Raw genomic sequence first — 12,525 nt, forward strand, 5'->3', positions numbered from 1 at the left:
ATGACGCGTCCGAGCGTGCGGCCGGGGCGCAAAGGGATCGGGCCGGCGGCAATCGCCCGCGGTCCTCAGCGGGCGATCCGTGCGGCGATCCCGTCAAGAAGGTAGTCGAGGCCGGCGTCGAAGGTGGTCTCCGCGTCGGGATGGGCCGCGTCCTGGACGACCTTGGACAGCGTCGGATAACGGCCGGTGGCCAGCACCCGGCTGAGATAGGGAGCGGCCGCCCGCTGCCACTGCTCCTCGTCCATGCCGGTGACGCGTTCGGCGCGCAATACGGAGATCTCCTTCCTGATCGCCCCGACCAGGTAGGCGTTCACCGCGTCGACGACGGGCAAGACCGTGTCGATGTCGTCGAATCCGGGAGCCCCGTGCAGCGCGGCAAATGAGGCTTCGGTGTGGGCCAGCGCGTGCGGGCCGAGGTGCGGCCGCCCGGCGAGCAGGTCGGCGAACCACTCGTGCCGGAGAGCGGCCCGCCTGGTGTGGTGGGCGAGGGAGCGCAGCGTGCCGCGCCAGTCCCCGTCGGCCGGCTCGGGCGCGGGGATCTCGCCGTACACCGCGTCCACCATGAGGTCCAGCAACTCCTCCTTGGTGGACAGGTAGCGGTACAGCCTCATCGGGCCCGCGTCGAGGGCGGCGGCGACCTTGCGCAGCGACACCGACTCCAGCCCGTCCGTGTCGGCGAGTCCGATGGCGGCCTGCACGATCCGCTCCCTGCTCAGCGGGCTCGGCGTCGGCCGGCTCGGCGGCTCGGGCCGTTCCCAGATGAGTGCGGGCTCGCCGCTGCCGGCCTCTCGTCGTTCTGCCATCACGCCTCGTCTTCCGCAGGTCTCCGCAGTGCGCAGATAACGATACGCCGCCCCGATCGATACAGTGTATCGTCGCGATGCGCTGTATCGATCGTTCTCCGGGCCGGGCAGGGGTGCCCCATGCCCTCCCGGCTCCGGGCGCTCACCACTGCACACACGGAGAAAGCAGAGACCATGAACATCACGACGCGCACTCCGCGCATCGCCATCATCGGAGCGGGCCTCGGTGGCCTGATCCTCGCCCGCACCCTGCGCGTACACGGCATCGACGCCGTCGTCCACGAAGGCGAGGCCTCCCGTGCCGCGCGCACCCAGGGCGGCATGCTCGACCTGCACCGGGAGAGTGGGCAACGGGCCATGCGCGAGGCCGGTTTGGAGGACCGCTTCCACGCCATCGCCCGCCGCGAAGGCCAGGACCTGCGCCTGCTCGACCACACCGGCACCGTGCTGCTCCAGCAGGACACCCCCGACGACGCCCCACTGGACCGGCCCGAGGTCGACCGCGCCGACCTGCGCGACGTCCTGCTCGACTCCCTCCCCGAGGGGACCGTCATATGGGGACACGCATTCCGGTACGCCACCGCCCTGCCCGAGGGCGGACACCGGATCCACTTCGCCGACGGCACCAGCACCGACTGTGACCTGCTCATCGGCGCGGACGGTGCCCACTCCCGGGTCCGCCCGCTGCTGACCGACGCCGTGCCCCGCCACATCGGTGTCAACTCGATCGAATGCGGGATCCCCGACATCGACCGGACCCACCCCGATCTCGCCGCCATGGTCGGACGCGGCAACTACTGGGCCATCGGCGCCAACCAGTGCCTGGCGGCCCAGCGCAACGGCGACGGCCGCGTCCGCGTATACCTCAGCTTCCGCACCCCCGAGGACTGGCTCACCACCTGCGGCATCCCGTACGCGGAACCCGCCCGGGCCCGCGCGGCCCTGACGGATCTCTACGCCGGCTGGGCCCCGCAGTTCACCGCCCTGATCCAGGCGTGCGACGACACCGTCGTGCCCCGCCCGGTCACCATGCTGCCCGTCGGGCTGACCTGGCCCGGCACCCCCGGCGTCACGCTCCTTGGCGACGCCGCCCATCTGATGCCCCCCGTAGGGCTGGGCGCCAACATGGCCATGCTCGGCGCCACCGATCTCGCCCTCGCGCTCGCCGCCGCGCCCGACGACATGACCGCCGCCCTCAGCAGCTACGAGACCGCGATGTTCGAACGTGGCGCCGCCGCCGCACAGGAATCCGCCGGCATCATGGAGATCATGATCTCCCCCGCCGGTGCGCAGGGCGTGCTGGAGCTCTTTCAGCAGTGAGGATGCCGGTTCCCATGAAACGGGCGATCCGTGCCGAGCAGCGCGCCCGCGGCGGTATATGGGCAATATGCCTGCGCTCGTCGCCCTGATGCGGAATTATGTGGCCAGCGCGCCGGACCTCGGAACGGCCACTGCGAGGTGACGGTGCATCAGCATTGCGCCCCAACGGGCGCTACACAGGGGGAGATTCATGAGGACTGTACAGCGAACGCTGCTTTCCGGTGCGCTGACCGGTGTGCTCGCACTGACCATGGGAGTGGGGACCGCCGGCGCTTCGACGGCCGATGGGGGGCCTGACACCGCGACCGGTGCCACCACCGTACGCACGGTGGACGCCCGCAGCGGTGACGTGATCACCTGCAAGATCACCACGCACCTCCCGCACTACTCCCACCACGCCCACGCCGACAACCGGCACAGGGTGAACGTCACCGCCGACATCAAGTGCTCCAAGTCGGTCGCGCAGTTGGCCCTCCGCGTCGGCCTGTACAAGAACGGAACGCTGTACAAGCAGAGCGGTGCCAAGGTCAACGCCGGACGCAACAAGGTGAGCCAGAACGCCGCGCGCCGCTGCATCAAGCGGCAGAACTACACCGGCTACTCCGTCGGCGTGGTGACCTTCCCGCCCGGGTACACCCCGCACACCAAGCAGGTGAAGCACACCAGCGCGACGGTCCGCATCAACGCCTGCAGGAGGCGCTGACCGCCCGGACCGGAAACGTCATGAGAGGTGCTCGACGCGCGGCTCAGCCGAGCCGGTCGTCGAGCGCCGCCGGAAGTACCTCGATGTCCGGTGCGCCCGCCAGCTGCTGCGCCAGGCGGGCGGACCCACCGATGTACGTGGAGTCGAGATCCACGTCCGTGGCGACGCACCAGGCCCGGTCCTGTGGCCACCACAGGTTCGGCGACTGCGGAAAGAAGACCCCCGCACTCCGGTCTCCCGTGGCCATCGCCGCCTCGATCGGCCCCTCGTACAGCGAGTAGGCGCGTCCGCTCAACTGCACCATCGGCCCGTTGTCATCGGACCAGCCCCAGCCTTCCCAGAGCCCGAAGAGGCACTGCCGCGGCGTGGCGGTTTCCGCTGCCAGCACCGGGCACAGAGCGGCCAGCACATGCTCGGGCAGCGAACCCTGCCACGGCGGCTCATCACCCGGGCCGGCCACCTCCTCGAAGCGCGCCAGAGGGCGCAGCGCGCGGCCCGACCGCTGGGCGACCTCCGCCCACCGCTCGAACCGGCCGTCCGACGGCTCGCTGGGATGCAGCAACCGTACGTAGGCCTCGAACCCGGCCGGCAGCAGGGCATGGACACCACTGTCGAACCCGCCGACGTTCTCCTCGATCCAGCGGGCGGACGACACATCAGCGACCCGCTGCGGCGGCTGGACCCCGTCTCCCGACCATGTCATGGCTTCGGTTCCCCCTCATGTGCGGCCTGGTGCCCAGTATGAACCGTGCACGAGGCCACCGGCCGTCAGGAACGGAAAACACCCCGCGCCGACGTCGCCGACCGGTAGCCGGTCGGCGACGCCGGACGGAGCGGAGCGTCAGGCGGCCTGCTGCATCTGCTGCAGCGAGGCCACCAGCTTGTCCACCTCCTCGGATGTGTTGTAGAGCGCGAGCGAGGCACGGGCCGCGCTCTCCAGGCCGTAGTGGGCCAGGGCCGGCTGGGCGCAGTGGTGCCCGGCCCGGATGGCGATGCCGTCACGGTCCAGCCAGGCGGCGATCTCCGACGGGTCGTGACCGGCGAGGGTGAAGGTCAGTACGGCGATACGGTCGGGCGCGGAGCCCAGCAGCTCAAGTCCTGGGACCGTGGCCAGGGCCTGCTGTGCGTACGCCATCAGTGAGGTCTCGTAGGCAGCGATGGCATCGCGGTCGAAGGCGGTCAGCCAGTTCAGTGCGGCCAGCAGACCGACCACGCCGGAGATGTGTCCGGTACCGGCCTCCAGGAGGTGAGGGACGGGGGCATAGGTGGTACGGGTGAAGTCGACCGACTCGATCATGTTGCCGCCGCCTTGCCACGGCGCCATGTCCCGCAGGATCTCCGGCTTCGCATACAGCGCGCCGATGCCCGTGGGGGCGAACAGCTTATGACCGGAGAACACATAGAAGTCGGCGTCCAGGTCCTGCACATCGACGGGGAAGTGCGCCACCGCCTGCGCCCCGTCCACCAGCACCTTGGCCCCGTAGCGATGGGCGAGTGCGGTCATCTCGCGCACCGGCGGGACGGTGCCCAGCACATTCGACGCCTGGCTGAGCGCGACGAGCTGGGTGCGCATGGAGAGCAGATCGTCGTACGCGGTGAGGTCGATCTGCCCGTCCGGTTGCAGGGGTACGGGTACCACCCGGGCCCGGGTCTGCTGGGCGATCAACTGCCAGGGCACGATGTTCGAATGGTGCTCCAGCACCGGCACCAGGATGTCGTCCCCGGGGCCGAGGTTGGCCCGCCCCCAGCTCTGGGCGACGAGGTTGATGGCCTCGGTGGTGCCGCGTACGAAGACGATGTCGTCCGGTGAGGGTGCCCCCAGGAACTGGGCGACCGCCGAGCGGCCCGCCTCGTACGCCTCGGTGGCCTCCCGGGCCATGGTGTGCGCACCACGGTGGATATTGGAGTTGGCGGAACCGTAGAAGCCGGCCAGTGCCTCGATCACCTGGCGTGGCTTCTGTGTGGTGGCTCCGTTGTCCAGCCAGACCAGCGGATGCCCGTTCACGGTCCGGTGCAGGATCGGGACGTCACGGCGCGCCAACTCGGGTGAGAAGGCGGCCGTTTGACCGGGGAGTCCGGTGAACTGCGCGGGGTGGCCGGCCGGGACGGTCGGATCCGTGGGCGGGGCCGTGGCCGGATCGGGCGACAGCAGGCCGTCGCCGAGGAGGTTCGGAGTCGGCGCCCCGGGCCACAGACCCCGGACAACGTCAGGAGTAGTCATGGTAGTTGGAGACCTCGACGTTCTGGAGCACGGCGAGCGCGTCCTCCACCAGCACCGCGGTATTGAAGTACGCCGTCATCAGGTAGGACGTGATGCCCTTCTGGTCGACGCCCATGTTCCGCATCGACAGACCGGGTTCCACCTCGTCCTCGACCTTCGCGGGACGCAGACCCACCACGCCCTGCTCGGCCTCGCCCACCCGCATCAGCAGGATCTCGGTGGTGCCGATGCCCGCACCGCCGGAGAACCGCACCTTGTCGGAGGGGAGCAGCGGGACTCCACGCCAGCTCAGCAGGGGGCTGCCGAACCGGTTGTCGATGACCGGGGGCACGCCCCGGCGCGTACACTCCCGGCCGAACGCGGCGATGGCCCTGGGGTGCGCGAGGAAGAAGCCGGGCTGCTTCCAGACCCGGGTCAGCAGCTCGTCCAGATCGTCGGGGGTCGGGGAACCGGTGCGTGCCTGGACCCGCTGCCCGGGGGCCACATTGTTGAAGAGACCGAACTGCGGGTGGTTGAGCAGCGAGGCCTCCTGCCGCTCGCGCAGTGCGTGCGCGGTGAGGTTGGACTGGGCCCGGATCTGGTCGATGGGCCCGTTGTAGAGGTCGGAGACCCTGGTGTGGACGCGCAACACGGTCTGGGCGAGGCTCATGTGGTACTCGCGGGGCGTGTCTTCATAGTCGACAAACGTCGCGGGAAGGTCGGGTTCGCCTACATGCCCGGAGCTGAGATCGACTGGCACCTCGGCGCCCGGCAGCACTCCGTCCGCCGAGAGGTAGGCGTCCATCGCTCCCCGCACTGCCGTGTTGCGTTCACACAGCCCCTCGAGCACACTGCGCTCGACGCACAGTGCCACGCCGGGGGTGAGCGCCCGGACGCGGTACGGCAGGGGCTCGGAGCGGGTCCAGGCGTCGAGATCGAAGAACTGGCCGTCGCCGATCACTTCGAGTACGGCGTCCTCGCCGTAACGGCCGCTCACCCGCTTCTCGGCGCGGCCCTGGGCGATCACCCACAGCTTGTCGTGCGCATCGCCGTCCTGCGCGAGCATCTGTCCGGCCTCGAAGCTGACTTCCGTGAAGGAGCCGGCCAGTTCGGAGAGCAGTGCGTCATCGGCCTCCCGGAGGTACGGCAACTCCCGCAGGTCTCCCGGGATGATGCGGGGCGAGCCGCCGTCGGCGTGGATGCTGATGCGATCGTCGCCGAGGACGTAGGTGCGGCGGCGGTTGACGCGGAAGACACCGGCTTCCACATCCACCCAGGGCAGAGCCCGAAGGAGATAGCGCGGGGTGATGCCGCGCATCTGCGGGCTGGTCTTGGTGGTGGTGGCAAGCTGCCGTGCCGCATCCGGGCTGAGACTCGTCTGGTCGTTCACAGGACCTCCTCGCCTACGGGCGTGCCGGTCGGCCGGTGCACAGCCGGCCGACACGCGGGAGCCTGATCGTCCGGTCGGAGCTCCTCCACCCGCAACCAGCTGTGTGACGGCGTGCGGCCGGAAATGCTCGCTGCACTGACTGTGCAATCCCGAATGTGTGCGCGACTACCTGGCGTTTCAGCACCACTACCACACGTAGTAATGTCGAGGTGGCCCGTCAAAGCGTGTCCGGACCCATCGTGTGACATCGCCTGACGCCCGATTTACGACGGGATTTACCCTCATAACGGTGCTTTGCATTTCCTAAAGGAAGCCTTATGGCGCCGCCTCGTGGCGCTCCGTCGGCGTTGCCGGAGCGCAACTCCCGTGTGCGTCAGGGGCGTTGCGTACGGCGGGGGAGGGGTGGGCCGGCCGTGCGGCGCACGGCCGTCATGTCGGCCCGGTCCCTCACATCAGCCCGGACTGAGACTTGCTGAACATCTCACCCTCCGAGTAGAAGAACACGGCGTTGCTGCTGCCGTCGGCGCCGTAGCAGGTCCAGGTGGTCGGGTAGTCGTGGGCGCGCTCGGACTCGCTGTTCTGGCGGCAGGTATTGGTGTAGGCGAACAGGGTCTTCTCGCTGCTGCCGGCCTTGATCTTCCGGTACTCGGCGAGGGTCAGCGGGTCGTTGGTGACGGTGCCGCCTTTGTAGGCGCAGGCGATCACGACGAGGCCGAGGATGCAGCCGCCGGCTATCGCACTCTTCTTCACGGGTCAGGTCGTCCTTTTGCGGGTGGGGAGGGGCGGACCGGCAGGGCGCGGGTCCAGGTGTCAGCCGGCGCTGCTCCGGTGCTCAGATGGCTCGCCGCGCAGGAAGCGCTGCACGATGAGGAGCAGGGTGGGCAGTTGTCCGGCCGGGTCGAAGGATGGCTCAGTGGCCGCGCTGGTGTACATCGAAGCGATGAGGGCCATGACCCACGAGGCGGTGTGGTCCGGATCGAGGCCGGGGTCGATCTGACCGGCCGCGGCGGCCTTGGTGAGCAGTTCCGTGATCACGGAGTGCTCGTCGGTGCTGTCCTGGCTCAGGAGTCCCGCGAGCTCGGGGTCGCGGTGTGCCTGGAGCATGGCCTCCATCACCAGCGGCGGCGTCAGGGGTTCCGCGGCGGGTGCGGCCAGGAACTCCACGACGTCCAGGAGAGCGGCCCATGGGTCGGCGCCGGCCGTCGCCCGGGCCAGCCGCTCGGTCTTGTCGTCCTTGTCGTCCTGGAGGAGGGCGAGGAAGATCGCGCGCTTGTTGGGGAAGTAATGGAACACGTTTCCCGAGCTCATACCGGCGGCCTTGCAGATCTGGGCCGTCGTGGTGCGCTCGAACCCCTGCGTGGCGAAGAGCTCGCACGCGGCCTGCACGATGTGCTGACGCCGCGCTGCGTGTTTCGCCGGATCGATCGTCCTCATGGCTTCACCCTATGACTGACCTTCCACATGACTGAACTGCTCCTTCGCATCAGCCAATAATAGACCGCGCGCTCGGTTTATGATTGGCTTCCGCTCTTGCGCCGCACCGCGCCGGCTTCTCCCGGCCGCGGCGACGCAGACTCCTGGGCGACACAGACTCCTGAAGGGGGACACACCCATGGATGACCGGCTCGCACCCCACGTCCGGTTGGACAAAACCACGGTCCTGGCGCAACCCGCCTGGTCGGCAGCGCTTGTTCACCTCGCCCTCGCACTGCTGGGAGCCGGAGCGGGCTGGCTGGTCAAGGTCCTGGCGGAGTGGCTGGTGACACTGCCCTGGGCGCCGATGCAAGGGCCGGCCAGGCTCCTGACCTCGGTTCCGGAGCCCTGGCTCACTGTGGGCCTGGTGTGTGCCGGAGCGGCCCTGGGGCTGACCGTGGGGCTCATGGCCCAGCACGAGGAGCTCTCCGTCGCCGTGTCGAACGAGCGGACAACCCTTACCCGGAAAGCCAAGGACCGGGAGTTCGCGCGCGACCGCGTCGTCCAGGTATTCCTGGACGGCAAACAACTCGTTCTGCTGGACGCCGACAAGGACGAACTCGCCCGGGAGACTTGCGAACTGAATGCCCGGCGCGTCGCCGACGCCTTCAGGGCGCATGGCTACAGCTGGGCGGACGAGGACCCCTACAAGGACGACTTCCGGCGCTGGGTGTCGGACATGCCGGGACTGCCGCAGGGGGCCAACGCACTGCTGAAGGCCCGCGCGCAGCTGCTGGACAAGAAGAGCTCCTCCGGGGATCTCCGAGAGCTGCGCGAAGAGCTGGCCAGGATGGGGGTCGTCGTACGCGACGAGAAGAGGCGCCAGTACTGGCGGTTGAGCCGGCGACGGGCCTGAGGCGGCGCAGCGGCCGGCCGAGCGGCCGCGCACCGCTGACACGAAGCTGTCACATGGGAACGGAATGGCGGCCAACTGCCCGTGGTTTGAACGGACATGACTGTAGGAGTAGCACTCAACGCCACCGGCGCCGACAACCAGGTCGACGCCACCGTACGACTCGCCGAGGAGGCGGCGGCCGCCGGGCTGCGATCTGCCTGGTTCGGCCAGACCTTCGGCGCCGACTCGCCGCAGCTCGCGGCGATCGTCGGGCGCGCAGTACCGGGTCTGCACGTGGGCACCTCCGCGATCCCCGTCTTCGGCCGCCACCCGTTGCTCATCTCCAGTCAGGCCCAGACCGCACAGGCGGCCACACACGGGCGCTACCACCTCGGACTCGCCCTCGGCACCAAGCTGCTGACCGAGGCGGGCTTCGGTATCCCGCACGAACGGCCCATCGCCCGACTGCGGGAATTCCTCACCGCTCTACGGCAGTTGACGGAGACCGGCACCGCCGACTTCCATGGCGAGCTGCTCACCGCGACCACGCCTATCCCCGCGCGCGTGCCGGGCGCGGAATCCGGCGTGCCCTTGCTCGTCGCGGCGATGGGCCCACAGGCACTGCGCGTCAGCGGTCAGCTGGCGGACGGGATCCTGCCCTATCTCGCCGGACCGCGCGCCCTGGCGGAACACATCGTCCCGGCCGTCACCGCAGCGGCGGAGTCTGCCGGCCGTCCGGCGCCCCGCATCGTGGCACTCGTACACGGCGTGGTGACCGACGATGTCGACGCCGTGCGCGAGAAGGCCACCGAACAGCTCGCGTTCTACGAGCAGTTCCCGTCCTACGCACGGGTCATCGGACTCTCCGGCGGCAAACGGGCCGCCGATGTGGCCGTGATCGGGGACGAGCGGACGGTCGCCGCCGAGGTACGGCGCTACCGGGACGCCGGGGCGACGGAAGTCGTGTTCTCAGGAACGGAAATTGCCGGGGACGCCGACCGACGGCGCACGTGGGCGCTGTTGGGGGAGTTGGCGGGGTGAGCGCAGCGGTCCGGCTCCCGTGCCCGGGACCGGCTCGGCCTGTGACGCCGCGGCATCCGCGCGGTCTTCCCTGAGCGGTCCGACCAGGTCGCTGCTCCGGCTCCGCGAACACCGAACGTGACCGTTGTCCGGAGTTGTCCGGAGCGAGTCTAGAGTGGTCCGATGCCGCTCGTGGAAGTTACCTGTGCGCCGGGTGTCGCTGAATCGAAGCTCCGCGAACTGGGGGCGTTACTGCCGCACCTGGTGTCCAAGGCCGTGGAGTGTCCCGAGGAACCGTACGACGGGGCCTTGCGGCCGGGCGATGTGGAGATTCGCTTCCGGAGGCTGGGCCCGCTGGACCGTAGCGCCTTGGACGTGGTCATCGAGGTGAGGTCAAAGTGGTTCGAGAGCAGGGCCGCCAACCGCCAGGAACGCGTAGATGGGCTTCACGCGGCCATCAGCACCGCCACTGGACTCCGCGACTTCGGCGTCTACCTGTCACTCCCCACAGCGGCGTGGTCGCAGGGAGACTGAAGTAGCTCAAGCCCAGCTCACCGCGACTCACCACAAGCTCAATGATCAGACACCCCCTAGTGGTCGCCCACCCCTCCCACCAGCGGTTCTCCGGCCGGCGTCCGTGGTCCGTCGCGGAGCCCCGCGGCAGTGACCCTGACGGTGGATCAGGGGATGCTCACTCCGGAGGATGACCGCTGACGCGACCGTGGTCTGACTACTCCCGCCGCCCTCGTCGCTAACTTCGACTCATGTCATCCGAGACGGGATGCGAGAGACGGGGGAACGAAGTGCGTGGGGAAGCGCAGTGGCGACCGGTGTGGCGTGGTCGTGGTAGGCGTGCGGGGGCGGTGTTGGGTGCGGTCCTGGTCGGTGTGGCGCTGAGCGTGAGCACGGCCGGCTCGGTGCACGCCATGTCCGGGGGTACGCAGTTGCCTCAGAGGGGCGCTGCTCCTTGGCTGGCGACCCTGGCAGTGAAGGGCGATGCCCCGCTGCTGCAACGCGCCTCGTGCGGCGGTGCGCTCATAGCTCCCGACCGGGTCCTGACGGCGGCCCACTGCCTCGACGGCCAGGACACCCGGCGGGCGGAGGTCCACATCGGGTCCTCGGTCCTGTCGCAGGACCCCGGCACCGTACGCGACATCCGCAGCGTCACCACCCACCCCCGATACGAGCTGTTGCCCTCCCCAGTGGACCCCGACAACGTCGCACTCTCCTCGGCTGCCTACGACATGGCAGAGATCCGCCTCAGCGCCCCTGTCCGAGGCGTCAAACCGCTCCCCGTCGCGCACCACCGGCCGCTTCCCGGCACTCCCGTATCCCTCTTCAGTCACGGCACCACGGCCGCACCGGACCGCTCCCAGCCGGGGAAGGAGATCCGTGGTGACGTACTCCGGCGCGGCGACCTCACCGTCCGCACCCATGCGCAGTGCGCCGCCCAGACACCCGCCGTCGTGGACAAGGCGTCGGTCCTGTGCGCCCGTGACATATCCGACGGCGGCACGACCATGTGCTTCGGAGACAGCGGCAGCCCTCTCGTTATATGGGGACGCCGCGGCCCTGAGCTGGCCGGCGTCTTCAGCTTCGCCGGCGAAACGGCCGGCAAGGTCTGCGGCCAGGCCGCCGACGCCGCGTTCGCCGATGTTCCGGCGCTCCTGGCAGGGGTGAAGTGACGTGCGCTGCAGTCGGTGCGGTGGTGCGGTAGCTCTCGGGGGATGGGAGGGATCAAAGCGTGGCGCAGGAAACGGCATAGGTGTGTTGTTCGGAAATAGGGTGTTCAGCCAAGACTGCTGCCCAGTAGGGGGATTCGGCTGATCTGCTCCCCGCGAGGTCCACAGGTCGCTACGGTGACGGGCATGGATTCCAGTGACGTGCCCGGCGCCGACGAGTGGCCACTGCCTCCTCCATGGATGTGGAGCTGCCACGAGTGCACCGAGCTGTACAAGGCGATGAAGCGCGCCCCTGAGGTGGTGGATGCCGCACGCGAGGCGGGTGAGCCGGGGGTGGACTACGACCCCCTCGACACGGTGGTGTCCACCCAGATCCGACTCGCCCGGCACATCGCCACCCACCATGCGTCGGACGTCCCCGCGATCGACCCGTCATGCGACAGGTGCACATTCGACGAGAAGCGGCAGATGCCTGCCGTGCTCGTCCTGGAACACCGAGCCCGTCACGTATTCGCACCGCCGAGCATCGCCGGTCTGTTGTAACGCTCGCGGCACCTGAGCAGGACGTGGGACATCGGCGGCGCCCGGGGCGGGCTGCGTGAAGGCTGCGTGAAGGTGCGCCCCACCACTCGCTCGGCCACGCCCGGCCTCGTGGAGAACACGCCCGCGTCCTTTGCGTCTGCATGCTCCAGGTCGCAGTGAGCCGAAGCGCGGGCGGTTCACCGGCATCGGCGACACGGTTCATCGGCACGGCGGCGGCTGCCGCCCGCCGGGTCGCCGCCGATGTCGTCCGTCCGGTTACAGCGCCACGATCACGGCATAAGCGATGAAGAAGGCCGCGCAGAGCACGACGATGATGCCGAGGACGATGACCGGGCCCGTGGACCAGCCGCGCGTCTGTTTGTCGCGGGGACCGGTCTCTGCCCCGGTACTGCCCTCGCCCGCGGGTGTTTCCTCGGGTGGCACCCCGCCGCCGGGCCCGAGGCCTGGCGCATCACGTGGATCCGGTTCCGGATATTGAGTACCCATACTGGAATCTTGCCCGATATCGACCGAATTCATCGGGGGAGGGGGCAGGGCTTCGGCCAGGCGGACCCGG

14 protein-coding genes are annotated in these 12,525 nt (G+C 69.2%); 7 read left to right on the forward strand and 7 right to left on the reverse strand.

The genetic code is table 11. The features are described from left to right. Positions 1–65 precede the first annotated feature (65 nt). Entirely contained in the window at positions 66–803 is a 738-nt protein-coding gene (locus NUT86_RS39195) for a TetR/AcrR family transcriptional regulator (protein ID WP_187412912.1), read from the reverse strand. Positions 804–977: 174 nt separating this feature from the next. Between NUT86_RS39195 and NUT86_RS39200 the strand changes: the two genes are divergently transcribed. Together NUT86_RS39200 and NUT86_RS39205 are read left to right on the forward strand one after the other, a co-directional pair. Continuing rightward, complete coding sequence (locus tag NUT86_RS39200) at positions 978–2,123, forward strand: FAD-dependent oxidoreductase (RefSeq protein ID WP_274740179.1); 1,146 nt, start codon at positions 978–980, stop codon at positions 2,121–2,123. Between the two features lie 190 nt (positions 2,124–2,313). Next, a complete protein-coding gene (locus tag NUT86_RS39205; RefSeq protein ID WP_018091479.1) occupies positions 2,314–2,826 on the forward strand; it encodes a hypothetical protein in 513 nt (170 codons plus the stop codon). 43 nt (positions 2,827–2,869) lie between these two features. Here the strand turns inward: NUT86_RS39205 and NUT86_RS39210 are convergent, their stop codons facing one another. The 5 genes from NUT86_RS39210 to NUT86_RS39230 all read right to left on the reverse strand — a co-directional run bounded on the left by NUT86_RS39210 (position 2,870) and on the right by NUT86_RS39230 (position 7,850). Then, complete coding sequence (locus NUT86_RS39210) at positions 2,870–3,529, reverse strand: hypothetical protein (RefSeq protein ID WP_274740180.1); 660 nt, start codon at positions 3,527–3,529, stop codon at positions 2,870–2,872. 138 nt (positions 3,530–3,667) lie between these two features. Then, the gene (locus tag NUT86_RS39215; protein ID WP_018091477.1) at positions 3,668–5,047 is read right to left on the reverse strand and encodes a cysteine desulfurase; all 1,380 of its coding nucleotides are present in this window, start codon (positions 5,045–5,047) and stop codon (positions 3,668–3,670) included. Beyond that, positions 5,034–6,416, reverse strand: a complete 1,383-nt coding sequence (locus NUT86_RS39220) for a family 2B encapsulin nanocompartment shell protein (RefSeq protein WP_018091476.1) — start codon at positions 6,414–6,416, stop codon at positions 5,034–5,036. The genes NUT86_RS39215 and NUT86_RS39220 overlap by 14 nt, the downstream gene beginning before the upstream one ends. Before the next feature lie 447 nt (positions 6,417–6,863). Then, positions 6,864–7,166 (reverse strand): hypothetical protein, encoded by a 303-nt coding sequence (locus NUT86_RS39225; protein ID WP_018091475.1) that lies wholly within the window; start codon positions 7,164–7,166, stop codon positions 6,864–6,866. Positions 7,167–7,226: 60 nt separating this feature from the next. Continuing rightward, on the reverse strand, positions 7,227–7,850 hold the full coding sequence (locus NUT86_RS39230; protein ID WP_018091474.1) for a TetR/AcrR family transcriptional regulator: 624 nt from the start codon (positions 7,848–7,850) through the stop codon (positions 7,227–7,229). Positions 7,851–8,028: 178 nt separating this feature from the next. Here NUT86_RS39230 and NUT86_RS39235 point away from each other — a divergent pair, with 178 nt between their 5' ends. From NUT86_RS39235 to NUT86_RS39255, 5 genes are all read left to right on the forward strand, one after another. Further along, entirely contained in the window at positions 8,029–8,745 is a 717-nt protein-coding gene (locus tag NUT86_RS39235) for a YqeB family protein (protein ID WP_274740181.1), read from the forward strand. 96 nt (positions 8,746–8,841) lie between these two features. Beyond that, on the forward strand, positions 8,842–9,765 hold the full coding sequence (locus NUT86_RS39240) for an LLM class F420-dependent oxidoreductase (RefSeq protein WP_018091472.1): 924 nt from the start codon (positions 8,842–8,844) through the stop codon (positions 9,763–9,765). Positions 9,766–9,927: 162 nt separating this feature from the next. Continuing rightward, positions 9,928–10,278, forward strand: a complete 351-nt coding sequence (locus NUT86_RS39245) for a hypothetical protein (RefSeq protein ID WP_018091471.1) — start codon at positions 9,928–9,930, stop codon at positions 10,276–10,278. 329 nt (positions 10,279–10,607) lie between these two features. Continuing rightward, positions 10,608–11,429: a S1 family peptidase gene (locus NUT86_RS39250; protein WP_274740182.1), complete on the forward strand. Its 822-nt coding sequence runs from the start codon at positions 10,608–10,610 to the stop codon at positions 11,427–11,429. 183 nt (positions 11,430–11,612) lie between these two features. Further along, complete coding sequence (locus NUT86_RS39255; RefSeq protein WP_229838462.1) at positions 11,613–11,969, forward strand: hypothetical protein; 357 nt, start codon at positions 11,613–11,615, stop codon at positions 11,967–11,969. Positions 11,970–12,224: 255 nt separating this feature from the next. Here the strand turns inward: NUT86_RS39255 and NUT86_RS39260 are convergent, their stop codons facing one another. Next, the gene (locus NUT86_RS39260) at positions 12,225–12,488 is read right to left on the reverse strand and encodes a DUF6480 family protein (RefSeq protein ID WP_229838463.1); all 264 of its coding nucleotides are present in this window, start codon (positions 12,486–12,488) and stop codon (positions 12,225–12,227) included. Positions 12,489–12,525: the final 37 nt, after the last annotated feature.

Origin of the sequence: Streptomyces sp. G7(2002), from assembly GCF_028870195.1 — a bacterium.
In the GTDB taxonomy this organism is placed as follows: domain Bacteria; phylum Actinomycetota; class Actinomycetes; order Streptomycetales; family Streptomycetaceae; genus Streptomyces; species Streptomyces nigrescens.

Coding starts and splice junctions, on each gene's coding strand:
- NUT86_RS39195 (WP_187412912.1), bottom strand. CDS start 803: ATGGCAGAACGACGAGAGGCCGGCAGCGGCGAGCCCGCACTCATCTGG.
- NUT86_RS39200 (WP_274740179.1), top strand. CDS start 978: ATGAACATCACGACGCGCACTCCGCGCATCGCCATCATCGGAGCGGGC.
- NUT86_RS39205 (WP_018091479.1), top strand. CDS start 2,314: ATGAGGACTGTACAGCGAACGCTGCTTTCCGGTGCGCTGACCGGTGTG.
- NUT86_RS39210 (WP_274740180.1), bottom strand. CDS start 3,529: ATGACATGGTCGGGAGACGGGGTCCAGCCGCCGCAGCGGGTCGCTGAT.
- NUT86_RS39215 (WP_018091477.1), bottom strand. CDS start 5,047: ATGACTACTCCTGACGTTGTCCGGGGTCTGTGGCCCGGGGCGCCGACT.
- NUT86_RS39230 (WP_018091474.1), bottom strand. CDS start 7,850: ATGAGGACGATCGATCCGGCGAAACACGCAGCGCGGCGTCAGCACATC.
- NUT86_RS39235 (WP_274740181.1), top strand. CDS start 8,029: ATGGATGACCGGCTCGCACCCCACGTCCGGTTGGACAAAACCACGGTC.
- NUT86_RS39240 (WP_018091472.1), top strand. CDS start 8,842: ATGACTGTAGGAGTAGCACTCAACGCCACCGGCGCCGACAACCAGGTC.
- NUT86_RS39245 (WP_018091471.1), top strand. CDS start 9,928: ATGCCGCTCGTGGAAGTTACCTGTGCGCCGGGTGTCGCTGAATCGAAG.
- NUT86_RS39255 (WP_229838462.1), top strand. CDS start 11,613: ATGGATTCCAGTGACGTGCCCGGCGCCGACGAGTGGCCACTGCCTCCT.
- NUT86_RS39260 (WP_229838463.1), bottom strand. CDS start 12,488: ATGAATTCGGTCGATATCGGGCAAGATTCCAGTATGGGTACTCAATAT.